26 protein-coding genes are annotated in these 26,139 nt (G+C 65.8%); 11 read left to right on the top strand and 15 right to left on the bottom strand.

Annotated elements, in window-relative coordinates; genetic code table 11:
* Nucleotides 1-9: 9 nt before the first annotated feature.
* Nucleotides 10-489 carry a DUF2271 domain-containing protein gene (locus OPU69_RS11510; RefSeq protein ID WP_498511160.1) on the bottom strand — a complete coding sequence of 160 codons (480 nt, stop codon included), beginning with the start codon at nt 487-489 and terminating at the stop codon, nt 10-12.
* Between the two features lie 25 nt (nt 490-514).
* Nucleotides 515-1,285, bottom strand: a complete 771-nt coding sequence (locus OPU69_RS11505; RefSeq protein WP_082730758.1) for a PepSY-associated TM helix domain-containing protein — start codon at nt 1,283-1,285, stop codon at nt 515-517.
* 200 nt (nt 1,286-1,485) lie between these two features.
* Here OPU69_RS11505 and OPU69_RS11500 point away from each other — a divergent pair, with 200 nt between their 5' ends.
* The 8 genes from OPU69_RS11500 (at nt 1,486) to OPU69_RS11465 (ending at nt 13,130) form a co-directional block, all read left to right on the top strand.
* Nucleotides 1,486-3,885 carry a TonB-dependent receptor gene (locus OPU69_RS11500; protein WP_498511158.1) on the top strand — a complete coding sequence of 800 codons (2,400 nt, stop codon included), beginning with the start codon at nt 1,486-1,488 and terminating at the stop codon, nt 3,883-3,885.
* A gap of 157 nt (nt 3,886-4,042) precedes the next feature.
* Nucleotides 4,043-4,822, top strand: coding sequence for an energy transducer TonB (locus tag OPU69_RS11495; RefSeq protein ID WP_498511156.1), 780 nt, complete (start codon nt 4,043-4,045; stop codon nt 4,820-4,822).
* A 9-nt stretch (nt 4,823-4,831) separates the two neighbouring features.
* On the top strand, nt 4,832-5,515 hold the full coding sequence (locus tag OPU69_RS11490) for a Fe2+-dependent dioxygenase (protein WP_498511154.1): 684 nt from the start codon (nt 4,832-4,834) through the stop codon (nt 5,513-5,515).
* A gap of 155 nt (nt 5,516-5,670) precedes the next feature.
* Nucleotides 5,671-7,818, top strand: coding sequence for a TonB-dependent siderophore receptor (locus OPU69_RS11485; RefSeq protein ID WP_498511152.1), 2,148 nt, complete (start codon nt 5,671-5,673; stop codon nt 7,816-7,818).
* Nucleotides 7,819-7,830: 12 nt separating this feature from the next.
* Nucleotides 7,831-8,550 (top strand): ABC transporter ATP-binding protein, encoded by a 720-nt coding sequence (locus OPU69_RS11480; protein WP_498511150.1) that lies wholly within the window; start codon nt 7,831-7,833, stop codon nt 8,548-8,550.
* Nucleotides 8,547-9,995 (top strand): DUF3526 domain-containing protein, encoded by a 1,449-nt coding sequence (locus OPU69_RS11475; protein ID WP_498511148.1) that lies wholly within the window; start codon nt 8,547-8,549, stop codon nt 9,993-9,995. Before OPU69_RS11480 ends, OPU69_RS11475 begins: the two co-directional genes overlap by 4 nt.
* Nucleotides 9,992-11,245, top strand: coding sequence for a DUF3526 domain-containing protein (locus OPU69_RS11470; RefSeq protein ID WP_498511146.1), 1,254 nt, complete (start codon nt 9,992-9,994; stop codon nt 11,243-11,245). Before OPU69_RS11475 ends, OPU69_RS11470 begins: the two co-directional genes overlap by 4 nt.
* Complete coding sequence (locus tag OPU69_RS11465) at nt 11,190-13,130, top strand: TonB-dependent receptor domain-containing protein (RefSeq protein WP_498511144.1); 1,941 nt, start codon at nt 11,190-11,192, stop codon at nt 13,128-13,130. The genes OPU69_RS11470 and OPU69_RS11465 overlap by 56 nt, the downstream gene beginning before the upstream one ends.
* Here OPU69_RS11465 and OPU69_RS11460 read toward each other — a convergent pair.
* From OPU69_RS11460 to OPU69_RS11400, 13 genes are all read right to left on the bottom strand, one after another.
* Nucleotides 13,102-14,658, bottom strand: a complete 1,557-nt coding sequence (locus tag OPU69_RS11460; RefSeq protein ID WP_498511142.1) for a PH domain-containing protein — start codon at nt 14,656-14,658, stop codon at nt 13,102-13,104. The genes OPU69_RS11465 and OPU69_RS11460 overlap by 29 nt on opposite strands.
* A complete protein-coding gene (locus OPU69_RS11455) occupies nt 14,655-15,182 on the bottom strand; it encodes a PH domain-containing protein (protein ID WP_498511140.1) in 528 nt (175 codons plus the stop codon). Before OPU69_RS11455 ends, OPU69_RS11460 begins: the two co-directional genes overlap by 4 nt.
* An 87-nt stretch (nt 15,183-15,269) precedes the next feature.
* Complete coding sequence (locus OPU69_RS11450; protein WP_498511138.1) at nt 15,270-15,866, bottom strand: hypothetical protein; 597 nt, start codon at nt 15,864-15,866, stop codon at nt 15,270-15,272.
* 71 nt (nt 15,867-15,937) lie between these two features.
* Nucleotides 15,938-16,486 (bottom strand): demethoxyubiquinone hydroxylase family protein, encoded by a 549-nt coding sequence (locus OPU69_RS11445; RefSeq protein WP_081097070.1) that lies wholly within the window; start codon nt 16,484-16,486, stop codon nt 15,938-15,940.
* On the bottom strand, nt 16,483-16,989 hold the full coding sequence (locus tag OPU69_RS11440; RefSeq protein ID WP_498511136.1) for a disulfide bond formation protein B: 507 nt from the start codon (nt 16,987-16,989) through the stop codon (nt 16,483-16,485). Before OPU69_RS11440 ends, OPU69_RS11445 begins: the two co-directional genes overlap by 4 nt.
* Nucleotides 16,990-17,032: 43 nt before the next feature.
* Nucleotides 17,033-18,406 (bottom strand): S41 family peptidase, encoded by a 1,374-nt coding sequence (locus OPU69_RS11435; protein ID WP_060980133.1) that lies wholly within the window; start codon nt 18,404-18,406, stop codon nt 17,033-17,035.
* Between the two features lie 239 nt (nt 18,407-18,645).
* Nucleotides 18,646-19,857, bottom strand: coding sequence for a murein hydrolase activator EnvC family protein (locus OPU69_RS11430; RefSeq protein ID WP_498511134.1), 1,212 nt, complete (start codon nt 19,855-19,857; stop codon nt 18,646-18,648).
* 4 nt (nt 19,858-19,861) lie between these two features.
* Entirely contained in the window at nt 19,862-20,284 is a 423-nt protein-coding gene (locus tag OPU69_RS11425) for a 23S rRNA (pseudouridine(1915)-N(3))-methyltransferase RlmH (RefSeq protein WP_498511132.1), read from the bottom strand.
* 30 nt (nt 20,285-20,314) lie between these two features.
* Nucleotides 20,315-20,668: a ribosome silencing factor gene (gene rsfS / locus OPU69_RS11420; protein WP_081096834.1), complete on the bottom strand. Its 354-nt coding sequence runs from the start codon at nt 20,666-20,668 to the stop codon at nt 20,315-20,317.
* 187 nt (nt 20,669-20,855) lie between these two features.
* Nucleotides 20,856-21,500 (bottom strand): nicotinate-nucleotide adenylyltransferase, encoded by a 645-nt coding sequence (locus OPU69_RS11415; RefSeq protein WP_498511130.1) that lies wholly within the window; start codon nt 21,498-21,500, stop codon nt 20,856-20,858.
* Nucleotides 21,497-21,781: a type II toxin-antitoxin system RelE/ParE family toxin gene (locus OPU69_RS11410; RefSeq protein ID WP_060980122.1), complete on the bottom strand. Its 285-nt coding sequence runs from the start codon at nt 21,779-21,781 to the stop codon at nt 21,497-21,499. The genes OPU69_RS11415 and OPU69_RS11410 overlap by 4 nt, the downstream gene beginning before the upstream one ends.
* On the bottom strand, nt 21,781-22,083 hold the full coding sequence (locus OPU69_RS11405) for a CopG family ribbon-helix-helix protein (protein ID WP_498511128.1): 303 nt from the start codon (nt 22,081-22,083) through the stop codon (nt 21,781-21,783). Before OPU69_RS11405 ends, OPU69_RS11410 begins: the two co-directional genes overlap by 1 nt.
* Before the next feature lie 42 nt (nt 22,084-22,125).
* Complete coding sequence (locus tag OPU69_RS11400; protein ID WP_498511126.1) at nt 22,126-23,406, bottom strand: glutamate-5-semialdehyde dehydrogenase; 1,281 nt, start codon at nt 23,404-23,406, stop codon at nt 22,126-22,128.
* A 264-nt stretch (nt 23,407-23,670) separates the two neighbouring features.
* Between OPU69_RS11400 and OPU69_RS11395 the strand changes: the two genes are divergently transcribed.
* The 3 genes from OPU69_RS11395 to OPU69_RS11385 all read left to right on the top strand — a co-directional run bounded on the left by OPU69_RS11395 (nt 23,671) and on the right by OPU69_RS11385 (nt 26,012).
* The gene (locus OPU69_RS11395; RefSeq protein ID WP_498511124.1) at nt 23,671-24,855 is read left to right on the top strand and encodes a M23 family metallopeptidase; all 1,185 of its coding nucleotides are present in this window, start codon (nt 23,671-23,673) and stop codon (nt 24,853-24,855) included.
* A gap of 28 nt (nt 24,856-24,883) precedes the next feature.
* Nucleotides 24,884-25,267, top strand: coding sequence for a bactofilin family protein (locus OPU69_RS11390; protein WP_498511122.1), 384 nt, complete (start codon nt 24,884-24,886; stop codon nt 25,265-25,267).
* A 70-nt stretch (nt 25,268-25,337) separates the two neighbouring features.
* On the top strand, nt 25,338-26,012 hold the full coding sequence (locus OPU69_RS11385) for a hypothetical protein (RefSeq protein WP_498511120.1): 675 nt from the start codon (nt 25,338-25,340) through the stop codon (nt 26,010-26,012).
* Nucleotides 26,013-26,139 lie beyond the last annotated feature (127 nt).

The raw sequence follows: 26,139 nt of genomic DNA, 5'->3' as shown, positions 1-26,139 counted from the left end.
CAGACAGGGTCAGCGGGGAGAGAGGGCCACGGCACCGAGCTCGGTCTTGCCCGAGGCCTTGGCGGCGGCGCGTGTGGGGATGTCGAGCGGCAGCGATATCAGTTCGCGTCCGCCATCCTCGCGCGCCGCCTCGACGAACAGGGTGTACGATCCGGGTTTGACGCTGGCGGGAATGGCGATGCGGTGCGCACCGGGGGCGCGGGTGGCGCCGCTGATGCCATCTGCGGGCAGGTTGAGGCTGCGTCCGCCCTTGCGCCACCAGGTGCGCAGATCGGCAAGCCATTTGGTGCCGGGTTCGGCGCCGCGCTTGTCGACATCGTACCATAGTGCCAGTGTCCGCGCCGGACCGCCCGTCTTGGGCTCGATCCACACCGCGACATAGGGAACGTGATATTCGGCGACATTGATGCGCGGGATGGTCACGGTGACCGTTCCTGCGGTGGCGGGGGCGGCGACCATGCTGACTGCGATGGCGATGCTGGGTTTCATGTCTTGGGGTCTCTCTTGATGGGCGTCACAGGTGCATGAAGAACAGGATGATGATGAGCGGGATCGCGGTGCCGAGCCCGACCAGCGGCCAGGTGGATGGGCGGTGGCGCGCGTGCAGCTGCAGCAGCAGAAGTCCGGTAAAGGTGAAGACCACGCAGGCGACCGCGAGGATGTCGATCAGCCAGAACCAGGCGGTGCCGGTGTTGCGGCCCTTGTGCAGATCGTTGAAGAACGACACCCAGCCGCGGTCGGTGCGTTCGGCCTCTATTTTGCCGCTCGCCCTGTCGATGCTGATCCAGGCGTCGCTGCCTGGCCCGGGCACCGCGACATAGACTTCGGTCTCGCTCCATTCCGCGGCGGCGGTTCCTGCATCGATGCCGACGGCATCTTCCAGCTCGGCGCGCACGGCTGCGGGCAGGGGCGCGCTGCCGGCTTCTGGACCCCGGCGCAGATACTCGATCAGCGAGCCTGGAAGCTGGGCGGATTGCGTGACGACGATCGGCTCGGCTGCAATGCTCGATGCATGGTTGAGCGTGATACCGGTGATCGCGAACACGAACATGCCAGAGAGCGATATGGCCGCACTGATCCAGTGCCAGCTGTGCAGCTGCTTTAACCAAAACTGCTTTGCCTTTTTGGGCTTGGCCGCACTCTTCGATCGAGGCGGGGCAGGGCGGAGGGGCCCATTACGCGGAGCAGACACGGAAGTCGGCTTTGATCGTCCAGTCGCAGCATCGCCAACCTGCGGCTCGACAGCTGTCTCATGCGGCGCTGAACCGGATGTCCCCAACGACATTGAACTTTCCCGAAGTTGATAGCCCCCCGATCGGGCTTTCGACTCCAGCAACTGCGCAATCAGGCCTGCAGTGTCAAATCATTTAATGCGAATGAGAATCAATTGATACAATTTGACGCAAATCGCCACAAGTCGATTGACTCTGCGAACGAGTCGCAATAGCGGCGACGCTCCATTCCATTCTCTCGGGGGAGAAACCGATGACTTCTGCGAAAACCACTCCACCCCTGTTGGCGCTGAGCTGCGTCGGCGCGATTGCCTTTGCCGGGCCTGCCTGGGCGCAGGATGCTCAGCAGGGCCAGCGACTCGGCGGCATAACGGTGACCGACAGTGCGATCGAGGAGAGCGAGGTAAAGGTCGAGAAGGCGGATTCTCCCAAATACACCGCGCCGCTGCTCGATACGCCGCAGACCATCACCGTGATCTCGTCCAAGAGCATTCAGCAGCAGAATCTGCTGACGCTGCGCGAGGTGCTGCAGAACGTGCCCGGCGTGACCTTCGGCGCGGGCGAGGGCGGCTTCGGCTATGGCGACCGCATCATCCTGCGCGGCCAGGATGCCAAGAACGATGTCACCATCGATGGCGTGCGCAGCAGCGCCTTCCAGAACCGCAACGAGACCTATAATATCGAGCAGATCGAGGTCACCAACGGCGCCAACAGCGTGTTTAGCGGCGGCGGATCGGTCGCGGGCAACATCAACCTCGTCACCAAGAAGCCGCTGGGCACCGACCAGACCGTGATCCAAGCCGGGATCGGTACCGACAATTACTATCGCGCGACGGTCGACATGAACCATCGGCTGTCGGACCTGATCGCGGTGCGCCTCAACGCGGTCTATCACGAGAATGACGTGCCGGGCCGCGATGTCGAATTCTACAAGCGCTGGGGGATCGCGCCCGCGATCACCATCGGCATCGACAGCCCGACCAGCCTGACGCTGCAGGCCGAGCATCTCGACGACAAGGGCATGCCGCAATATGGCCTGCGCTATTACGCCAATCTTGGCGGCTTTCTCGACGATTTCGACCGCTCGGGCTATTACGGCTTTGCCAATCTCGATCGGCAGAATGCCAAGACCGACGCGCTGCAGGCGATCTTCAGCCACCAGTTTTCGGATAGCGTCTCCGTCCGCAACCTGACGCGCTACGAGCGGGTCAATCAGGATACCGTCACCAGCCAGCCGACGGGCACCTTCTGCCTCGCTTCGACCGGGCTGCAGCCCGGCAGCTTTGCGGTCCCCTCGATCCAGGCGGCGTGCCCTGCCAACGTCCCGCGCGGCTATTATCTGCCCACCGGCGGGCGCGGCGTGCAGCGCCACATCATCAACGATACCTTCTACAACCAGCTCGATTTCAGCGCCGCGTTCAGCACCGGCGGCATCGAACATTCGCTGGTCGTCGGCGCATCCTATCTGCAGGAGGACTATCGCCAGACCAATGGCGTCCTGCCGCGCAATCCGGATGGCAGCACGCCGGCCTTCGCGCTGGTCAACATCGCCAATCCGGGCGAGGTGGTGCAGGGGCCTGCGGGCTTCACCTATGGCAGCAACATCTATACCGGCCCCGTCAACTACATCCTGACGGCACGCAACCGCGGCGATCGCCGCGTCATCGCGGGCTATCTGTTCGACACAATCAAGTTCGGCGAGATGTTCGAGATCAATGGCGGCCTTCGCTACGAGAATGCGCGCGGATCGAACACCACACTTTCCTATGTCACTTCGGGAGCGACGCTGGGCCAGATCAGCGCGGCAACGGGTCCGTTCGTCAACGAGGACAATCTGTTCAGCTATCGCATCGGTGCGGTGTTCAAGCCGAGCGAGAATACCAGCCTGTACATCGCGACGGGCAATTCGAAAAATCCCTCGCAGGCGGCTGTCGACGGGGCTTGTACCGCCAACAATTGCAACCTCGCGCCCGAAACCACGAAGAACTACGAGATCGGGGCCAAGGCCGATCTGTTCGACAAGAAGCTGCTGGTCAGCGTCGCGCTGTTCCGCAACGACCGCAACAGCATCCGGCTCAACTCGAACGATCCGATCTTCCCCGAACAGCGGCTCGACGGGCGGCAGCGGGTGCAGGGCATCTCGTTCGGTGCGTCGGGCAACATCACCGAGAATTGGACGATTTCCGCCAATTACATGTATCTCGAGTCCGAGGTACTGCAGGGCGTGTCGGACTTCTGTCTCGCCAATCCGGGCGCGGCGAATTGCGGCAACAGCGCGGCTTTCCCGGACCCGAGCCGCGGATCGCAGCTGCAGAACACGCCGCGCCATTCGGGCAGTCTGTTCACCAGCTATCGCTTCGATTTCGGGCTCGAGCTCGGCTATGGCATCAACTATCAGGGTAAGTTCCTGTTGAACTTCCCAACCGTGGCCGAACTTACGGCGAATACCTACACGCCCTATTTCGTGCCGAGCTATACCATCCACCGGTTCATGGCGTCCTACCCGATCACCGATCGCCTGATGGCGCAGGTCAACGTGCAGAATTTCACCAACGAGAAATATGTCACGACGGTGCGCAACCAGCTTGGGGGAAGCTGGGCACAGCCGGGGCCGACGCGCCAGGCCGTGTTCAGTCTGAGCTACAGCTTCTGATGCGCAAGACAGGGCTGCACCCGCGCCGATTGTGTGCGGGTGCAACCCTCTCTGCCAATCTTTGCAGGTAACGCTCAAACAGACTCGCGTTTGGCGTAGATTTCAGATATTGCGAGTCAGTTTCAAAATTAGTCATGCCAGGGGATGGGGCAGTTCGATGCTGGAGGCCCAGAGCTTTTCTTCGACGACGGGAGCGGGCGACTACGCGCTGCCCGCCGGTTGGATCGAGCCCCCGCGTGCAAGCCGCGCCGCACCCTCCGAGCCAGCCTATGTGCCGGCGGGGCGCTATGGCGAGGGGCGTCAATCCCGGCTGCCAGCCATTCTCATCGCGATCGCAGTGCATGCGCTGCTGGCGATGGCGCTGGCCGGGCTGGGCTATCGGGTGGTCAAGACCAGGGAAGACAGCCTCGTCGCTGTCAATCTTGCCCCGCCACCGCCGCCGCCCAGTCCCACCAAGCCTGCCCCACCCGAAAGCCGGACGCTGCAGACCAGCGTCCAACCCGCGCCCGTGACGGTTCCCGCGCCGGTACCGCGCCCGGTCATTGCGATGGTGCCGACCTCTGCGCCGCAGGTCCCGATGATGGCGATTGCAGCTCCGCCTGCGCCGGTATCTGCGCCTGCCCCTGCGCCGCCTTCGCCGCCCGCCACCGTGACATCGGATGCGCTGGGCACAAGAATGATCTCGGGCGCTCCGCCACGCTATCCGGTCGAAAGCCGTCGCAAGAAGGAACAGGGCACGGTCGAACTGGCACTGGTGCTCGGGCTCGACGGAAGGGTCGAGAGCATTTCGGTCGCCAGCAGCAGCGGCTTTGCCCGGCTCGATCAGGCCGCGCTGGAAGCGGTGCGACGCTGGCGCTGGGCGCCCACGCTGCGTGACGGCGCACCGGTCAAGGTGCGCGGTACGGTCGAAATTCCCTTCGTCCTCAACAATTTGTGAAAGATTTCGATGCTGCTACCGCTTCACGCCCTGCTGTCGCAGGAGGAGGTCGCGCGGCTGCGCGCGCTGATCGAACAGGCTGACTGGGTCGATGGCAATGCCACCAGCGGCCATCAGGCCAGGCTGGTGAAGAACAATCTGCAACTGCCCGAGGAAAGTCCCGAGGCGCAGCAGGGCGGGCAGATCGTGCTCGCCGCGCTCGCCCGCCATGCCGGGTTCATCGCCGCGGCGCTGCCGGTGAAAATCTATCCGCCGATGTTCAACAGCTATGCCGGCGGCCAGGCGCTGGGGCTGCATGTCGACAATGCCGTGCGTCCGCTGCCGCGCGGGGGCACCAGCGTGCGCTGCGATCTTTCGATGACCGTCTTTCTTGAGGATCCCTCGCACTATGATGGCGGCGAACTGACCATCGAGACGGCCTTTGGCGTGCAGCAGGTGAAGCTGGGGGCAGGCGATGCCGTGCTCTACCCGGCGGGCTCGCTGCACCGGGTCGAGCCGGTGACGCGCGGGCGCAGGCTGGCGAGCTTCTTCTGGATCCAGTCGATGGTGCGCGACCACGAGGCGCGTTCGGCGCTGCTCGATCTCGACCAGTCGATCCAGCAGCTTTCGGGCGATCTGGGCGAGGGCCATGCGGGATTGGTCAAGCTCACCGGCCTGTATCACAATCTGCTGCGGCGCTGGACCGACGTCTGAGAAGGGCGCAATCCGGGGCTGTGGCCCTATTTCTTATCACGGGCTGAGCAGGTGCAGCAAAAACGCACTTGACCTGAATATGATATACTATATCACGCGCTCCCATTCGTCGCTCCCGGGGGGGATGCGGCGCTCTGTTGGGGGTACGCACCGTCATGTCACGTTTCGCTTTTGGCCTGGTTTCGATGCTGCTGGCAGGCACAGCATTCGCACCCGGCACAGCATGGGCCGATGAAGGGCAGCCCGGCGAGGCGCTCGAAGCCGAAGGCAATATCATCGTCACCGGTCAGCGTCAGGCCTATCGCGGCGATTTCACGCTGCGCGAAACGCCGCAGGCGATCACCCAGATCGGCCAGGAACAGATCGACGCCAACAATCTCACCCGGCTCACCGATGCGCTCGACCTGTCGGCCTCGGTCGCGCGACAGAACAATTTCGGCGGCCTGTGGGATGCCTATGCGGTGCGCGGCTTTGCGGGCGATGAAAACCTGCCTTCGGGCTATCTGGTCAACGGCTTCAACGGCGGACGCGGGTTCGGCGGCACGCGCGATGTCGCCGGTGTCGAGCGAATCGAGATCCTGAAGGGGCCCAATGCCGCATTGTTCGGGCGCGGCGAACCGGGCGGCACGGTCAACATCGTCACCAAACGCGCAGACTTCGACACCCGCGGGCGGATCAACGTGCAGGCGGGCAGCTTCGATCGCCGCCGCGCCGACGCCGATGTGAATATTGCCATCGGCGATGTCGCAGCAGTGCGTCTGATCGGCTTCTACGAAAAATCCGACAGTTTCCGCCGCACGGTAGGATCGGAGCGCTTCGGCTTCCTGCCGTCATTCGTGTTCAGGCTCGGCGAGAATACGACGATCAGCTACGATCTGGAACTGACGCGGCAGGAGGCCGATTTCGACCGCGGCACCGTGGCGATCGGCGGCGTGCTGGGTCGCGTTTCGCGCCGCGACTTTTTCGGCGAACCGGGCGATGGTCCGCTCGAGGCGAATGCGACCGGCCATCAGGTGCAACTCGATCACAAGTTCAACGAGGATTGGAGCCTGCTGATCGGCACGCAGTATCGCGAGACCGATCTGGAAGGTTTCTCGACCGAGGCCGAGCTCGCCACCGCGCGCCAGCGCCTGTTCCGCGATGGCCAGTCGCTCTCGCGCCAGCGCCGTTTCCGCGATTACGAAGGCGAGCATTTCGTGGTGCGCGGTGAGATCGCTGGACGGTTCAAGACGGGCAGCCTGACGCACCGCGTGCTGATGGGTGTCGATTACGACGAGTTCGACAACAGCCAGTTCTTCCTGCGTTTCCGGCCGCCTTCGATCGGCGCGGCGACCACCGCGCAGGCGAGCAACGACATCAACGTGTTCAACCCGGTCTTTGGCCGCTTCCCGCTGCCCGCTCCGGGGCCGCAGACCAATCGGCTCGATCAGCAGCGGGCGGTCGGCGCCTATGTGCAGGACCAGATCAGCATCAGCGATTCGTTGCAGATCCGTCTCGGCGGACGCTTGGACGACATCACCGTGGAGAGCCTCAACCGAGCGAACAACAGTTCCGCCAGCCGCAGCTACAGCCGGTTCAGCCCCCAGGCGGGGATCGTCTATGCGGCTTCGCCCGCCGTGTCGTTCTATGCGGCCTATGGCGAGGGCTTCCGCGCCAATCTCGGCGCGACGGCGGCGGGCACGCTGTTCGATCCCGAAACCAGCAAGTCGGCGGAAATTGGTGCGAAATTCGGACTTTTCGACGATGCGCTGCAGGGCACGGTCTCACTGTTCACGCTGTCCAAGTCGAACGTGCTGGCAGCGGACCCCGCCAATCCCGGCTTCTCGCTCCCGATTGGCAAGGCGCGCAGCCGCGGCCTTGAGGTCGATCTGATGGGCAAGCTGCCCGGCGATATCGATCTGTGGTTCTCCTATGCCTTTGTCGATGCCGAGGCGCGCGAGGATGTGGCCGATCTCAATTTCGGATTGCCGATCCGGCGTGGCGACCGGCTGATCAATATTCCGCGCCACACGGTCAGCCTGCAAGCGTCGCGCGCCTTCGATATCGGCGACACGAAACTCACGGTCGGCGGCGGCGTGCAGCATGTCGGAACGCGTCTGGGCGAGACCGGAACCGCGTTCGAACTGACCGACTACACGCTGGTCCGCCTGTTCGCTGCGTGGAAGGTCATTGAAAATGTGGAAATTTTCGCTGACGTCACGAATTTGTTTGATACAGTATACTATACCAATAGCTTCGCGCAGCTCTGGGTCCAGCCTGGGACGCCGCGAGCCGCGTCGGTGGCGCTGAGATTGTCGTTCTAAAGGGTAGTTTCCATGTCCAACCCCGTACTGGTGATCGACCAGCTCGTTGTCGAGCGTGGTGGAAGGCGCATCGTCAACGGTCTGTCGCTCACCCTCGCGGCAGGCGAAATCTATGCGCTGCTCGGGGGGAACGGTGCCGGCAAGTCGACGACGCTGTTTGCCATCCTCGGCTTTCTCGCCCGCTCGGGCGGCGTGCTCACCATCGGCGGGCAGGACCCGACCAATGCCATCGACGCGGTGCGCGCGCAGATCGCCTATCTGCCCGAAAACGTGGCGCTCTACGACCATCTGACCGCGCGCGAGAATGTCGACTATCTGCTCAAGATCGCCGACTGCCGCCGCACAGGGCAAGAGATCGAGGCCGCGTTCCAGTCGGTGGGCCTGGCCGCTCGCGCCTGGGACCAGCGCGCGGGCAGCTTTTCCAAGGGCATGCGGCAAAAGACCGCGATCGCGCTCGCCATGCTGCGCGACACGCCGCTGCTGCTGCTCGACGAGCCGACATCGGGGCTCGACCCTGCGGCCTCGGCCGATTTTCACGCGCTGCTCGAGACGCTCGCTGCGCGCGGCGTGGCGGTGCTGATGGTGACGCATGACCTGCTCGGTGCGGCGGACACGGCGGACCGGATCGGGCTGATCTCCGAAGGCAGGATTGCCAGCGAATGGTCGGCGCAGAAGCACGAACCGCGTTTCGACCTCAACGCCCTGCACGACGGTTTCGCGAGGGTGCGATGAACCAGGCGCTGACGATCGCGGGCGCCGAGCTGCGCCTGATGCTGCGCTCGCGGCTGGCGCTGGTCGGTATCGCGACACTGCTGCTGCTTTCGGCGATCGCGGCGGTCACTTCGGCCACGCAAATGTCGGCGGCGGCGAAGATGCGCGCGGAGGCACAGGCCGCGACCGATGCGCAGTTCAAGGCCCAGCCCGACCGGCATCCGCACCGCATGGTGCATTACGGCACTTATGCGCTGCGCCCGGTGGGGCCGCTCGCCGCGTTCGATCCGGGTGTCGATGCGTTTACCGGGACGCTGCTGTTCCTCGAGGGGCACCGGCAGAACAGTGCCACCTTCGGGGCTGCACGTGAATCCTCCGATCTCGTCCGCTTCGGCCAGCTGACGCCTGCCTTCGTGCTTCAGACGCTCGCGCCGTTGCTGCTCGTGTTCCTGGGCTTTGCGAGCATCGCGCGCGAACGCGAGCGCGGCAGCCTGCGTGCGCTGGCGGCTTATGGGGCAGGGGCCTGGTCGATCCTCGGCGGCAAGGCGCTGGCGCTGGCCGTGGCGGCGGTGCTGGCGATGGCACCGGCCTTTGCCGCGCTCGCCTGGGCGGCGGTGCAGCAGCCGGGCGAAGCGGGCATCGCCGCGCTGACGGCTTTGTCCTATAGCGGCTATCTGCTCGTCTGGGTGCTGGTCATCACCGCGGTCTCGGCGCTCGCGGCCAGTGCGCAGGGCGCGCTCGTCACGCTGATCGCCGCCTGGGCGATCGTGGTGGTGCTGATCCCGCGTGCGGCGGCGGCCTGGGTCGGTGTGGCCGAGCCCTTGCCCAGCCGGGTCGACACTGAATTCGCGATTGCCGCAGACCTGCGCCGCATCGGCGACAGCCACAATCCCAACGATCCACATTTCGCCGCGTTCAAGGCGAAGCTGCTGGCGCAATATGGGGTGAGCAAGGTCGAGGATCTGCCGTTCAACTATCGCGGCGTGCTGGCGCAGGAAGGCGAGCGGCTGACCTCGGGGCTGTTCAAGCGCTATGCCGCGCGTGCTGCCGCCATCCAGAACGCGCAGACCGACACGCTGACCGCGCTCGGTATCATCAGCCCGGCGCTCGCGGTACGCCGTGCCTCGATGACCGGAGCCGCGACCGATCTCGGCACGCATCTGGCGTTTCTCGCCGCCGCCGAGGCCTATCGCTACGACATGGTGCAAAAGCTTAACGGACTGCAGGCGAGCGCCGTCGCCAGCGCCGATGATGCCGCACGCAGCAAGGACCCGATTGCCGACCGCCTCACGCGCATCTCCGCCGATTTCTGGAAGACGATCCCCGATTTCGATTTCTCCGCGCCCAGCCCGGGCGAGCGTGCAAGCGCGATGGCGATGCCGCTCGCGGTGCTCGCGCTCTGGGTAGCGTTGGCGATGGGCCTGTTCGCCTTCGCGCGGCGACGGCTCGAAGGGACGGGCCTATGAGCAACCTGACCCGCGAATTCGCCTTCATGCTGCGCAGCAGATCGGCGCTGCTGGCGCTGGCGCTGCTCGCGATGTGCGCCAGCGCGGCGGTCGCGCTGGGCCTGGCCAGCGTCGCGCGCGACCGGGCGGCGATCGACCGGATGCTGGCAGGGCAGGTCGCCGAGGAGCGCGCGCTAGAGGCGTTTGTCGAGGATGCGGGCTCGGGCGCCTATTACGGGTTCCAGCCGACCTGGGACGCGCCATCGGACCTCGCCTTTGCCGCGCTCGGCAGCCGAGACATCGCGCCCGCCTTGCTGCGCGTCCGCGCGCTGGCGCTGGAGGCGCAGATCTACGAAAACGAAGCCGCCAATCCAGAGCTGTCGCTGCCGGGGCGGTTCGATCTGGCCTTTGTCGTCATCTATCTCGCGCCGCTGGTGCTGATCGCGCTGCTGCACGACCTGTGGTCGGGTGAGCGTGAGGCGGGGCGCTATCATGCGCTGGAAGCGCTTCCGGGGGCAAATTGGCGGCTGTGGAGCGCGCGCGTGCTGGTGCGCGTTGGAGGTGTTCTCCTCGCCTTGCTGCTGCCGTTCGCGGTCGGCGCGCTGATCGCGGGAACGGCGCCGCTGCGCGCCCTGGGTTTTGCCGGGCTGATCGTGCTCGTAGCGCTGCTGTGGACCGCAATCATCCTCATCGTCGCGCGGCGGGGCGCGCGTTCGGCGGTGCATGCGGCATCGCTCGCGGCGATCTGGTTCGCGCTGACGCTCGTTGCGCCTGCGGGGGCGAATCTGGCGATCAACGCTGCCGTGCCCGTGCCCGATGGCGCGGCGCTGGCGCGCGAGAATCGCGAATATGTACATGCAGGATGGGACCGTCCGAAAGACGGGACGATGCGCGATTTCCTCGAGCTTTATCCGCAACTCGCTCCCGGTGCGGCGATCCCGCCGACCTTCAGCTGGAAATGGTATTTCGCGTTCCAGCACCTGGGCGACCGGCATGTGGCGGAGCAAGCTGCGGCCTATCGCGACGGGATCGCCCGCCGGGCAGAGCTTGCCAGAACTGCGGGATGGCTGCTCCCTCCCGCCGGTCTTGCCCAGGCGATGACTGCACTCGCGCGCACCGATGTCGCCGCGCAGCTTGACTATCAGATGCGCATTCGCGCTTACCACCAGCGCTTGCGCGAGTTCTATTATGATTATCTGTTCAGCGAGAAACCCTTTGGCCCGGACGATCTGCGACGCGTTCCGCGCTTCGATCCTGCTATCGGCAGCTAGCCTGGTTCTGGCACCGGCGGCGCTGGCGCAGCGCGTGACCGACAATGCCGCTGCCGGGGCCGAGGATGCCTTCGGCACCAGCATCGGTAACGAGCGGGTCGGGCTGTACAGCGGCAGTGACGTGCGCGGCTTTTCGCCTGTCACCGCCAACAACATCCGGCTCGAAGGCCTGTATTTCGATCGCCCCGCCGCGTTCACCGACCGGCTGGTGCAGAGTAATGTCGTGCGCGTCGGCCTGACCGCGCAGAACTATCTCTTCCCGGCACCGACGGGAATTGTCGACTACAAGATCCGTCCGGCGGGCAACGATCTGGTGGTCAGCACGATGCTAGGCCTCAACAGCTGGGGCGGCGGCAGGCTGGAGATCGATACGCAAATCCCAGTGATCAAGGACCGACTGAGCCTGGTCGCGGGGGCTGCCGGGTTCGTCGACGAGCTCGCGCCGGGCAACCAGTCGTTCTTCGGCTCCTATGCTCTTGCTGCACGGTGGAAGCCCGGGCGGAATATCGAGGTGATCCCGTTCTGGAGCCGGATCGACCTGTACAATCGCGAGGCCGCGCCGCTCTACACGCCCGAGGGCGCGTTCCTGCCGCCCCTGATCGAGCGCCGGAAATTCCCCGGCCCCGAATGGGCTGACCAGCGCAACACGGTGCAGCATTATGGCGCGCTGACCAAGGCGGGGCTGGGGAGCGGTTGGGATCTGGCGGCGGGCCTGTTCCGCTCGACATCCGACAGCGCAACCAATTTCGCGACCAACTTCACCGCCTTACGCCCCGATGGAACGGCGGTGCGCCGCATCACCAGCGACCCGCCGCTCTCGCTCGCAGGGACCAGCGGCGAGCTTCGGATCAGCAAGAGCTTCGCCGAAGGTCCGCGCCGCCACACGCTGCACGCGGCGCTGCGCGGCCGCGAGCGGGTGAGCCGCTATGGGGGAGGGGCGTCGATCAGCTATGCGCGCGCGCCGGTCGAACAGGTGCTCGATGCGCCCGAGCCCGATTTCCGCTTCAACCCCCAGACCGGCGAGACGGTGCGTCAGGCGATTGCGGGCATCGCCTATGACGGGCGCTGGCAGGGGGTCGGGGGCCTCAGCGTCGGCCTGCAGCACACCTGGTATCGCAAGCGCGTCGATCGCCCCGGCGCGGCGCTGGCAAAGACCGATGACGAGGCCTGGCTGCCCAATGTCACCGCATCGATCGAGGCGACCAAGCGGCTCGCCTTTTACGGCGGCTATACCAGGGGGCTCGAGGAAAGCGGCATCGCGCCCGACAATGCCGCCAACCGGACCGAGGCGCTGCCCGCGATCCTCACCAGCCAGGTCGATGCCGGGCTGCGCTGGAAGATCCCCGGCGGCATGAGCCTGGTCGCGGGGCTGTTCGATGTCCGCAAACCCTATTTCGCTGCCGATAGCGCGAATGTCTTTCGCGAGCTGGGCGACGTGCGCCATCGCGGGGTCGAGCTGTCGGCGACCGGGACGCTCGTGCGCCGGCTCACGGTGGTGGCTGGCGCGGTGCTGATGAAACCGCGCGTCACCGGCGAGGCGGTCGAGCAGGGGCGCGTCGGGCGCCGGCCGCTCGGCCAGCCCTCGCGCATCCTGACGCTGGCGACGCAATATGAGGTGCCGGGGCTCGACGGCGTGCAGCTGACGCTTAATGTCACGCATCGCGGTACCCGCGCCGCCGATACGCGCAACCTTGTCTTCCTGCCTGCCCGGACAATCATCGATGCGGGCTTCCGCTGGCGCTTCGATCTGGGCGACAATCCCGCACTTCTGCGCGTGACGATGCTCAATGTCGCCAACACCTATGACCTCGCGCTCGTCGGCAGCGGCAGCTATCAGGTCAACGCGCCGCGCCAGGTCACAATGTTCCTGACGGTGGATTTCTGACCGGACCGCCGAGCAGCTGTTCGCGCAGCGCGATCGCGTCGCCCAGTGGGATCGCCTGGATCGTGACCGCGCCGGACCGGCCCGCAACCCCGATCGCGATCTCGGCCAGGCCGATGAACCGACCGACAAAGCTCTGCTTGATGTCGACGCTCTGCACTCGGCGCAGCGGCAGCAGGGTCAGCTGCTGGTTCCAGAAGCCGTCGCGGACATAGACCTGGTCGCCCAGCAGCGCATAGCGGTGCGCGCGCCAGTGCAGCCAGCTGATCAGCGGGACCAGCGGCAGCAGCAGATAGGCGAGCGCGATAAGGGGACTGGCCAGATAGGCCGAGATGCCGAGGCCAAGGATCGGCACGGGCAGCGCGAAGACCAGCGGCACCCACCACATGGCCGGATCGACCGCGCGCATCGCCGGATAGTCGGTCTCCCACCCGATGCGCGTTTCGGCCAGCACGTGGCGCAGCTCGTCTGCGGTGGCGAGCGGGGCGATGCTGTGATCGCTTTCCTTGTCGCTGTCGCTAGCGAGACTCTGCACCTTGAGTTCGTACCAGCCGAAGCGGCGGCGGATCGGGCCGGTGGCGATGACGGCGGCCTGGATGCGGTGCAACGGCATCACCACATCGGTCAGCGTCAGCAGCCCGCGGCGGCGGCGAAAGCCGGTCTCGGTACGGTCGAGGCGGAAGCCATATTCGCGCAGGAAGGTGCGGACGATCCCGCCGACCAGCCCGACCACCACGAGCCCGATCAGCGCCGCAATCACCGATGCGATGCGCGCGGCAAGATCCAGCGCGGCGAACAGATCTTCGAGCCCCAGGAAATCGAGCAGGCGGCGCGGGTTCCAGAAATCATCAGGCATCAGGAAGTCGAGATTGTTGACCACTGCGCCGACCACCGCGAAGAACACCAGCGAAAAATTGAAGACACCCGCGGTCAGGATGCGCTGGTTGTCCATGCCGAACAGCAACGGCGCCTCGGTCTGGGGCAGGGCTGTCGCCTCGGCACCGGCTTCGCTCTGGCCCGGGAGCGCGCCATCGGCCTGCTGGGCCTTGCGCAGGCGGATGACGTCGCGCAGCCGCTCGGCTTCGGCGAGATCGACCGAATCGAGCGCGCCCTCGTCACCGGTGCCGCTGCTGCCGGTCTCCAGCCGGACCTTGGCGAGGCCGACCAACCGTGCGAGCGGACCCTGTTCCAGATTGACATCCTGGATGCGTTCATAGGGGATCGAGCGGACGTTGCGGCTGAACACCCCGCTCGCGATGCGCAGTTCCTCGGGATCGAGCCGGTACGAAAAGCGCCACCAGCGGTAGAATTCGAATCCGAACATGGCGAGGATCGCCACCAGCGCAAACAGCCCCACCCAGGGCTTGAGCTCGTCTGGCCCGGTGAAACGCAGCGCGATCAGGCCCAGAATTGCCTGGGGCAGCTGTCTGACCAGGTTGAGCATCAGGGTCAGCGGGTGGAGGCGCCGATCGCTGCCAGCGTCGGCAGCAGGCAGCGTGGCGGGCAGATCGGCGCTGAGAGCGTCGCTCATTCGGCCTCGCGGCGGATGTGCAGCCGCATCGCATCGCGCATCGCCTCGGCTTGATTTCGGGCAAGGCCGGGCAGGGTGACGATGCTGTTGTGCGTGCCGGCGGTGTGGACCGTCAGGCTGGCGAGGCCGAACATCCGCTCGATCGGCCCTTCGCCCAGATCGATATGCTGGATGCGCTTGAACGGCACGATGGTATCGGTGCGGAACATCCATCCGCGCGCGACGCGAAGCTGCTCCTGCGTGCCGCTGAAACCCCAGCGCTTCCATTTGCGCTGCGGCAGGAAGACGAGGATGAACGCGGCAAGCGCCAGCACCGGCGCTATGATCATGCCATGCTCGCCGACGTCCTTGGCGACCAGCGCGAACTCGACCACCGTTGCTGCAATCGTGACCGGCAGCAGCACCAGCGCGGTCAAGATGCGGATGACCGATCGGTAGCGCGGATCAAGCGGCTGAAGACCGGCGCTCAGTTCATCCGAAGATGGGACAGCGAAAACCAGATCGTCTGCCAGACTTGCCGACATTGCCGCGCGCTCCCTGCTCGCGAAGGCGAAGCGCCATCGCTCCTTCCTATATGCGCCAGGTGTGTTAGGCGTGCAAGGCGGTTGAGATCATTCCGGCGACGGCGCTTCCGGCTCGGGGCGCGGCGGCACTTCCTCGCCATTGGCCTGCGCGCGCATCGCGGCAGCGGCAGCTTCGCGTTCGGCCTTCCGCGCGTCGAGCTGTGCCTCGATCTCCTTCTGCCGCGCCTCGACGGCTGCAGCATCGCGGTCGATGTTCGACAGGCGACGCTGGCGCTCTTCCTCGATCAGACGACCGGCAATCGCCTCTTCACCCTGCTTCTTTTCGGCGCGCGCGGCCTGGACCAGCGTCTGCGTGCAACCGGTAAAGCCGCCCGCGCCGACCGGCGAGCAGCTGTCGGTGCCGAAATTGCCGACGGTTTCCATCGAGCGGACGCGCTCGGTCCAGCTGGTATTGGCGATCGAATTGGGATCGCTGCGCAGTTTTTCGGGGATGCGATAGCGCTCCTGCTCGTCCATGCGCATGCACACGACGATCTCGTTCGGATCGCTCGAGGGCTCGCAAGCGTCATCGCCATAGACGATCTTCTGGACGACCTTGTCGCCCGCATTGTCCTGCGCGGCGGCGGGGGCGGCGAAGGCCGTTCCGATCAGCAGCAGGGCTGCCAGGGTGCCGGTCTTCTTCATGTCTTCCTCCACTTGGATTCTGTCGTTCTTGGCCAATAGCCTGCGCCGGATGAACGGCGCGTGATCAGCGGTCAGATGCGCTTGGAAAGCGCAATTGCCGCGCGGCAGCCCATGCGGATCACCGCGCTCATCACCGGATAGCCGAAGGCCTGTTCAGCGCCTTCTGCCAGCGCACGATCCTTGTGCTCCAGCTCCTCGTCGCGGAACTTGGCGATGGCGGCGCTGAGCTCGGGGTCGCTGTCGCCCAGTTCCTCGAGCTGTTCGGCATAATGCCGGTCGATCTCGGTCTCGACCGCGACGGTGCAGGCCATCGCCGCCTTGGGACCGATGAGCGCGGTAACCGCGCCCAGGCCAAAGCCCGCGACATTCCAGAAGGGCTGCAGTGCAGTCGGGCGGACGCCGCGTTCGGCCATCAGCTTGTCGAAGAACGCGCGGTGCACCTCTTCCTGCTCGGCCATGCCCGCAATCGCGCGCGCTTCGGGTACATGATCGCCCATCACTGCGCGCTGCCCGGCATAGATGCGGGTCGCGCCATATTCGCCCGCCTGGTTGACGCGGATCATCTCCGACAGGTCAAGCTCCTTGCGGACGGGCTGGAGCGGTTCGTTCTCATGGGTCATGCGGCAATCGTCCCGGTCTTTCTGCAGCGCAGCAGCAGATAGATGGCGCTCGCCCCGGCCAGCGACAAGAGAAAATTATAGCCAGCCAGCGAGATGCCGAACAGCGACCAGGGCGCGGTGTCGCAGCGGACCAGGGGATTGGCCATGATCGAATTGAGCACGTCCTCGGTGGTGTTGCCCATCGGTGCGGCGGTGGCACAGCGGGTCAACCCTTCCCACCAGCCATATTCGACCCCGGCATGGAAACCGCCGATCAGTCCGCTGACCGCGATGGCGATCGCGGCGAGCGATGCCATGGCAACACCCAGGCCTTCGACACGCTTGACCGCGAGCACCGCGATCCCGCCCAGTACCAGCGCCGCCCAATGGGGCCAGCGCTGCCAATAGCACATCTCGCACGGATACAGCCCGAACACATATTGGCTGATCAGCGCTCCGCCCAGCAGCGATGCGGGCAGAAGGAACGCCAGCCATGCGGCGAAACGCGGCGCGCGCGAAGTCATGTCAGCAAGCCCCCGATATTGGTGTGCAGCAAAGGATGCGAGATCAGTTCCGGCGCATTGCCGGACGTCCCCCGACAGCAGAACGCGCGGCGATCGGGCGGGTTGCCGAAAGTCGCGAACTGGCCAGCGTCGTGCGCTGCAGGGTGGCGAGCGCATAATAGAGCTGGAAGTCCTCGATGCCCTTTTCCTTGAGCTGCTCGGGCGTCATCGTGAAGCGCGGATCGTCCAGCTTGTCGACCTCCAGATCCTTGTCGTCGAGTCCGATCTCGTTGATCAAATGGCCACGCAGATCGGATTCGCGCAGCTTCATTCGCGTCTTGTAGTCGGGGTCGGAAATCTGCGGCACCGCGATATCGGGCTCGATACCGCCTTCCTGCACCGACTTGCCCGAGGGGGTGAAATAGCGCGCCGTCGTCAGCTTGAGCGCCGAGGTGCGCGAGAGCGGCAGCAGCGTCTGCACCGATCCCTTGCCGAAGCTGCGTTCGCCCATGACCAGCGCACGGCGATGATCCTGCAGCGCGCCTGCAACGATTTCCGAAGCCGAGGCCGAACCGGAATCGACCAGCACGATCAGCGGCAGGCCGCCGGTCGCATCGCCGGGCCGTGCGTAATAGCGCTCGATATCGCCCTTGTGACGGCCACGCTGCGAGACGATCTCGCCCTTTTGCAGGAACACGTCGGAGACCGCGACGGCCTCGTCGAGCAGCCCGCCGGGGTTGGAGCGCATGTCGAGCACATAGCCGACCGGCTTGCGGCCGAGCTTGGCCTCGATATCGGCAATCGCCTGGTTCACATCCTCGCCGACGCTTGAGGTGAAGCTGGCGATGGTGATGATGCCGATATCGTCCTTCACCTCCCAGGTAACGGGCTTCAGATCGATGATCGCGCGGGTGATGGTCACGTCGAACGGCTTGTCGCGGCCCTCGCGCACGATTGTGAGCTTGATCGAGGTGCCCGGCTCTCCACGCATCTGGTCGACCGCATCGTCGAGCGTTCCACCATAGATGAGCTTGCCGTCAAGATGCGTGATATAGTCGCCCGCCTTGATCCCGGCCTTGTCGGCGGGGGTTTCGCGGGTGGGGGCGATCACCTTGACCGCGCCGTCCTGCATGGTGACAGAGAGGCCGAGGCCGCCGTACATGCCCTCGGTCTGGGTGCGCAGATTGGCGAAATCGCGCGCGTCGAGATAGCTCGAATGCGGGTCGAGCGCGGCGAGCATGCCGTCGATCGCGCCGCGCACCAGCTTGTCGTCATCGACCGGCTCGACATAATCGGTCTTCACCCGCTCGAAAATGTCGACGAATTTCGCGATCTCCGCCTGGGTGTCGGATTCGACCTGCGAAATGGCCGAGGTGGTGATCGGCACCAGGGCCACCGCAAGCGCGATGGCAGAGGCTCGGGCGAGGCGGGATTTCATCATCGAATGGCAACCTTGTTCTTGAACCGGCTATGTCGGGCCCGGATCGTGCCGCTTCTGGCCATCGACGATGGCAACGGCATTCTCCAGGCAGGTGCTTCGCGCTTACCCCTGGCGCGGCCCATGCAATCTAGTCCTGCGCGCGCCCAATTGCCAGATGCTTTGCCACCGGCACCGGATGCGCTTCGACCAACGCCTGTTGTGCGTGCGAAAGCTTGCTGCGCGGTGAACGGACGCTGTCAGGAGATAAGGGCGGCAATGTCGATCGGACGCCCGTTGCGGCGCAGCTCGACGGTGATGCGCGGACGGTTGTCGGCAGCGCGGCCGATCGGGTCGCCCTGCGCGATGCGTTCGCCGACTTTCAACCGCGTGCGCGCCAGCCCGGTGATCAGGCTGGTCCAGCCACCGACATGTTCGATGATGACGATCTGGCCGAAGCCGCGATAGGCTCCGGCAAAGGCGATGCGGCCATCGGCCGGCGCGACCAGTTGCGCGCCGGGCCGCGTGGCAAGCGTCAGCCCGCGCGATCGCACGCCGGTCGCGGCGACCTCGCCAAAGCCGGTGACGATCGCGCCGGCCGCGGGCAGCCGATAGGCGGGGCGGGCGTTGGTGGCGGGCGGCGCGGCATTTTCGACCACCTCAGAGGCTTGCGGGCGGGGCGGGCGAAGGACCGGGCCTTCCAACGATGCGAGTTGCTGGCGCAGCGTCGCGCTCGCCTCGAGGTCATCCACCAGGCTGTCGAGATCGCGCGCGCGTTCGCTCAAACCCAGCGCGCGTTCCTCCTCGAGCCGCGAGGTGCTCGCCAACTCGCGGGACCGGTTGCGCGCGCGCGCCTCGAGCCGGGCAAGCTCGGCGCGGCGATAGGCGAGCTGCTGGCGACCCTCGCGCTGCAGCGCGGCGGCGCGCGTCGCCTGGTGCGCGAGATCGCGCGAGCGGGCAATGTCCTTGCGTAAGCTTGCGGTTTCCGCCTCGACCCGGGGCAGGGTGGTGGCGAGCACCGCACGGACGCGCACCAGGTCATCGATCGATCCGGGCTGGACCAGCGCCAGCACCGTGGGTTTGCGCGCCATGGATTGCAGCGCTGCCGTCAACCGCGCGAGCGGCTGCTGGCGCGCGGCGAGCCTGGCCTTTTGCGCGCGCTGCAGCGTGGCGATGATCTTCACCCGCGCTTCGGCAGCGGCAATCTCTGCTTCGGCCTGCTGGACTCTCGATGCGACGACACGCGCTTCGGCGCGAGCCTTGTCGGCTTCGGCGACCGCGTTGTCGGCCTGTTTCTCGAGCGTCGCGCTGCGCCTTGCCGCCGCCTTGGCATCGGCGAGCGCGCGGGCGAGCGCGGTGCGTTCCTGTTCGAGCAGGTTGACCGGGCGGGCAGGGGCGGTGGCGCTGCCGGGCAGCGCGCTCAGCGCCGCGGCGGAGGCCGCGAGAGCGAGCAGGATCGAGCGCCGCGCCACGTGCTCAACCCTCGCGATGATAGGGATGGCCGGCGAGAATGGCGGTCGCGCGGTACAGTTGTTCGGCAAGCATCGCGCGCGCCATCATGTGCGGCCAGGTCGCCTTGCCGAACGCCATCAGCAGATCGGCATTGGCGCGTTCGGCATCATCGAAGCCGTCCGCCGCGCCGATCAGGAAGCGGGTTTCGCGCACGCCATCGTCGCGCCAGCGGCCGAGCTTCTCGGCGATTTCCATCGAGGTCAGCTGCTTGCCGAGTTCGTCGAGCATCACCGTGCGGCTGCCCTGCGGCGCGGGCGGAACGGTGCCACCGCGATCGGGCAGTTCGGTGATGCTGAGCGGCCACTGGATGCGCTTGGCATAGCGCTGCACCAGCTCGGCCTCGGGCGACCGGCCGATCTTGCCGCGCGCGATGATGTGCAGGCGCATGCTGCCTCAGCCCCCCGGCCTGTTACAGGCTCAGGCGTTCGGAGCCTCGGGCGCGTCGCCAAAGGCCCACATGCGCTCCAGATTGTAGAAGCTGCGCACCTCGGGACGGAACAGGTGGACGATGACATCGCCAGCGTCGATCAGCACCCAATCGGCATTGGTCAGCCCTTCGATCCGCGCGCTGCCACCGGCTTCCTTGATCCGCTCGGCCAGCTTCTGCGCCATCGAGGCGACCTGGCGGGTCGAACGGCCCGAGGCGATCACCATGAAATCGGCGATGTTGCTCTTTCCGGCGAGCGGGATCGAAACCACCTCCTGCGCCTGATCGTCGTCGAGCGACTGCATCACCAGCGCGTGCAGCTTGCTGGCTTCGGCCAGTTGCAGATCGGTGGCCGACGGGGGCGGGCTGGCGACCGACTGATGGGCTTGAGAGAGGTTGGTCAATGGAGCTCCTTGCACAAAGGCATCTGTTGAACGGATGCGGCACCGCAAGCGTTGCGATGGCGCACGAGGGGAAAGGGCGGGTTGAAGGAAACGTCCTGAAGGACGGGCGGAGTGGCTGGACCGGCTGTCACGCAAAGACCTGCCGGGTTACTGCATCGCGCACGATTGTGTCGGCGTAATCCAGAAACCAGTCGGGATCCTGACGGCGCAGGGCCGTGGCAGATCGCGGATCAGGACGAAAGCGCATCAGCACAAGCGCTGGCAAACTCCATCGTGTCCAGTCTCTTGCCTGGCTGCGGGGACGGACACGATGCCCGAACCAGGCCATTGCGGGGCCCGAAATGGCGGCGCCATCATATCCCGGACGGGCGACAACTGCAATCGGCATTTGCCGGGCGATGGTGCGCCAGTGCTTCCAGCGGTGGAATCCCGCCAGATTGTCCGCGCCCATGATCCAGACGAAGTCGCGTTTTGGATAGCGCGACGTGATCTTTTCGAGCGTCTCGACGGTGTAGCGCGTGCCCAGTTCGGTCTCGATTCCGGTCGCGCGAATCCGGGAGCGCCGCGTCATGCCGCGCGCCGAGGCGAGCCGCGCCTTGAACGGCGCCATGTCACTTGCTCCGTCCTTCAGCGGATTGCCAGGGCTGACCAGCCACCAGATTTCGTCGAGCCCCAAGGCCTCCATCACGAACAGGCTGATCGCCCGGTGCCCGCGATGCGCCGGGTTGAACGATCCGCCCATCAGGCCGGTGCGGACGGGACGGCCGTTCATGGTTCGATGCTCCAGTCCTGGCGCTCGTGAAGGACGCGGAGGATGTGCAAGCCCTGATCGCCCGCGCGATAAATGATCAGGAACGGCGTTCGTACCATACGCCATTTGCGGTGATCGGCCGATCCGACCGGTGCGCCGATTTGAGGGAGTTCGGACAAGCGGGCGATGGCCTTCTCAAGCGCGCTGACCAAATCCAGTGCATATCTGGCGTCGTCGTCGAGCGCCTGCCGATAGATGATGTTGAAGTCGTCCTGCGCGCGCAGCGACCAGGTGACGCGCATCACGCCGCTTTATCTTGCTCTTGCTGGGCTTTGGCGTCCTGCTCGGCAATCTTGGCCTTGGCTTCGGAGCGCAAGTTGGCGACCCACTCCTCCATCTGCTCCTGCGTGAGGAAGCGCCCGGCGGCGATGTCGTCCTCGCCCTGCTGGATGAAGTCCATCATCGCGACTTCGGCGCGCACCATCTTCTCGATCGCGCGCGCGGCGAGCCAGGAGCGGCTGCGGCCCCGCGCTTTCGCAACACGATCGACCAGGTCCATGATCTCGGGATCGATGCGGGCGGTGATGATCTGCGACTTGCTCATCGCCCGTGTATACATTGTATACGGGCGCGCCGCAACGCAAGCTCAGGCGCGGATATGGCCCTCGCCGTCGACCAGCCATTTATAGGTGGTCAGCCCCTCGAGCGCGACCGGACCGCGCGCGTGCAGCCGCCCGGTGGCGATGCCGATCTCGGCGCCGAGCCCGAATTCGCCGCCATCGGCAAACTGGCTCGAGGCGTTGACCATCACGATGGCGCTATCGACCTCGGCCTGGAAGCGCGCGGCGGCGGCGGCATCGCCGGTAATGATCGCATCGGTATGGCCCGAGCTGTGCCGCGCGATATGCGCGAGCGCGCCGTCGAGCCCCGCGACGAAGCCGACAGACAGGATCGCGTCGAGATATTCGGTGTCCCAGTCCTCGTCGCTGGCCGACACGGCGCGCGGTTCGAGCTCCATCACCATGTCGTCGCCGCGCAATTCGCATCCGGCATCGGCAAGCGCGGCCAGCAATTCCTGCGCGTGCGGATAGTCGCGGTCGATCAGCAGCGTTTCCATCGATCCGCACACGCCGGTGCGGCGCAGCTTGGCGTTGAGCGCAATCTTTTCCGCCATCGCCGGATCGGCGCTCGCATGGACGAAGCTGTGACAGATGCCGTCGAGATGCGCGAGCACGGGAACGCGCGCATCGGCCTGGACGCGCGCCACCAGCGACTTGCCGCCGCGCGGAATGATGAGGTCGATACCGCCCGCCGCCGCGAGCATCGCGCCGACGGCTGCGCGGTCCTGGGTCGGCACGAGCTGCACTGCGGCTTCGGGCAGGCCCGCCGATGCGAGGCCGCGCGACAGGCTGGCGTGAAGCGCGCGGTTGGAGTGCATTGCCTCGCTGCCGCCGCGCAGGATCGCCGCATTGCCCGAGCGCACGCACAGCACGGCGGCATCGACGGTCACATTGGGGCGGCTTTCATAGATGATGCCGATCACGCCGATCGGCACGCGCACCCGGCGCAGCGTCATGCCCGCAGGGGCGATGCGGCTGTCGATCACCTCGCCTACCGGATCGGGCAGGGTGGCGACGGCTTCGACGCTGTCCGCAATCGCCGCGAGCCTCGCCTCGTCGAGCTTCAGCCGGTCGAGCATCGCCGCAGACAGTCCGCGCGCTTCGCCCGCCGCCATGTCGCGCGCATTGGCCGCGAGGATCGGCTCCGCATCCTCACGCAGTGCGGCTGCGGCGGCGCGCAGCGCATCGGCCTTGGTGGCATCCGGCAGGGTGCGCAACAGTTTGGCGGCATGGCGCGCGGCGGTGCAGCAGGTGGCGATCACGTCCTGCGGTGAGGCGCTGGCGGTGCTGGCAACGGCTTCAATCATGGCTGCGGCGTGTAACAGCCAAGCCAAAAGGTTCCAAGCCGCGACTCGGTTCGTCGCAAATATAGGAAAAAAACGACTCGCAACCGTTTGCTGCGACGATTCTGGCAGGGGGAATGACAAGAAAATTGCGGAAAAATCACGCCAGGTTGCAACTCATCGCACGACTCGTCCGATTCGTGGCAAAGCCGCAGGAGTCGATTCGCTATCCGTCGGACCCTTTGCTAGCGGCGCTGCGGGGTTAAATTTAAGGGTCGAACGGGTCGCATGCGCATTCTAACGATGCGCAAGCGCGTAACGGACGCGCTTGCGCTATGGTTCCCTGATCGCGAATTTTTCATGCGGTCACAGGGGCAGATCAAATTCGTCAAGGTCTCTGCACGCCTGCAGATGACCGTCGCCGGGGCTGTGGCCGCTGCGTTGCTGCTGTGGCTGATCGTCACGCTCGCGATGCTCGTCAGCCAGTACAGCATCAGCATGGAGCGCCTAGCACTCGTCCAGCGCCAGGCTGAGATCGAGAGCTCGGCGAGCCGGGTCAAGGCCTATCGCTCCTCGGTCGAGGACGTTGCCAAGGACCTCGAAAAGCGCCAGGCTTTTCTGGAGGACATCGTCACCAGCTATATCGGCGAGCAAGCCGCGAGCGAGGATGCGAGCGCCGTGGTCGGCAGCACCGAAAAGGGCAGCAGCGACGAGGCCGCGCAGACCGCGCGCAAGATCAGCGCGATGGTCCCCGAAGCCGCAGGGCTCGCCCGGATGGAAGCGCGGCAGATCGCATTTGTTGAACAGCTTACCCGCGCCGCCACCGTCCGCGCGCGCAATGCCGAACAGGCGATCCGCAAGTTCGGACTGAACCCGGAAAGCGTTGCCAAGGCCAGCGCCACCGCACAGGGTGGTCCGTTCATTCCGTTCAAGGGCTCGGGCAATGCCCGGCTCGATCCGCGCTTCACCACTCTGGGCCAGACGCTCGCGCGCATGGACGCGCTGGAGCGTGGCCTCGTCGCCATCCCCTCGGGCACGCCCGCTGTGGCCCCCGCGATCACCAGCGGTTTCGGCTATCGCCGTGACCCGTTCACCGGCGCCGCCGCCTTGCACAGCGGCATCGATTTCAAGGGCGCGCCCGGATCGCCGATCCTTGCCGCGGCGCAGGGCAAGATCGTTTTCGCCGGCGTGAAATCGGGCTATGGCAATTGCGTCGAAGTGGCGCACGGCAACGGCCTGGTCACCCGCTATGCGCATATGTCGTCGATCGGCGTGAGGGTCGGTCAGAAGGTCGACAAGGGCGAGCGGCTGGGCGGCATGGGCAGCACCGGTCGTTCCACCGGCACGCACCTGCATTTCGAGGTGCGGCACAATGACCGCGCCATGAACCCGCGCCCGTTTCTGGAGGCCAATCGCGATGTTCTCAAGATCCAAGCCGTCGCCGAACAGCGGACCGACGACGCCGCCCGCTAACGCCCGCTCGAACAGGTCAGGAAGCAGCATGGTCGGACATTCCACCTTCTCGGTTATCGGCGCGGACGTCGTGATCACCGGCAACATCTCGGCCAAGGTCGACCTGCATGTCGATGGCCGGGTGGAAGGCGACATATCCTGCGCCTCGCTGGTGCAGGGCGAAGCGAGCAGCATCCATGGCGCGATCACCGCCGAATCGGCGCGACTTGCAGGCACGGTCGACGGATCGGTCGACGCGCGCGATCTCGTCATCACCGCAACCGCCAATGTCACCGGCGATGTCAGCTACGAGACGATCACGATCGAACAGGGCGGCCATGTCGATGGCCAGTTCCGCCACAAGAGCAAGGTCATCGCGCCAAAGATCGCGAGCGGCGACGACAAGCCGGCCCTGATGCTCTCGAACGGCTGACGACCGCCCGGGCGCGGGCGGCGCAAATGCCGCCTTGCGCTGGGCGATGGCTGGCGTAATCATCGTCGCCATGACCAAGCCCGTCCCGCACCGCCTCGCCACCGTCGTTCTTGTCACTGCCCTGCTTGCCGCGTGCCAGCAACCGGCGGAGAAACCGGCCGAGGGCGATCCGCAAGCCGGGATCGAGCTGCCGCCGGGCCATCCGCAGATCGACCTTTCGGAAGGCGGCGTCGGGGCAGAGGCGGGCGCCGCGCAGCATCCGCCGGTGATGAGCCTCGACGGCGAGGGGCTGCGCCTGGTCGATCCCGATAGCGGCGCGACCCGCCCGCTTTCCTTCGGCGTGCCGCTCGATCAGCTCAAGCTGGTTACCGAAAAGCTCAAGGGCCCCGCCGAGGCCGGCCGCGCCGAGGAATGCGGGGCAGGGCCGCTCGCCTATCTCAGCTGGAAGGACGGGCTGACGCTCTATGCGCTTGACGGGCTGTTTGCCGGATGGGCGCTCGATGCGGCGGACAGTCCCGCAGCGAAGGGCAAGGACGGAAAGCCTTTGCCCAGGCTAACCACGATCAGCGGCATCGGCATCGGTTCGACTCGCGCGCAGCTGCTCGATGTCTATGACGCGAAGATCGAGCAGACGACGCTGGGCACCGAGTTCAATGCCGCCGGGCTTTCGGGCATTCTCGACGGTACCGGCGCGAAGGCGAAGGTGACCAACCTGTGGTCAGGGGTGAACTGCGTCTTCCGCTGACATCCGTGTCAATATGCGCTTCTGACCGTTCGCCGCGCTGGATTTGCGTGCAGCATTGGTGCAGATTCGCGCGGCCGGCGCGGGGCCGACTCGCAGGGGGCTGCGGGTCCGGAAAATCGTTCCCACG

This window comes from Blastomonas sp. 34TW (assembly GCF_059803595.1).
Note: the sequence above shows the minus strand (reverse complement) of the source record. Positions and strands in the feature narration are given on the sequence as shown.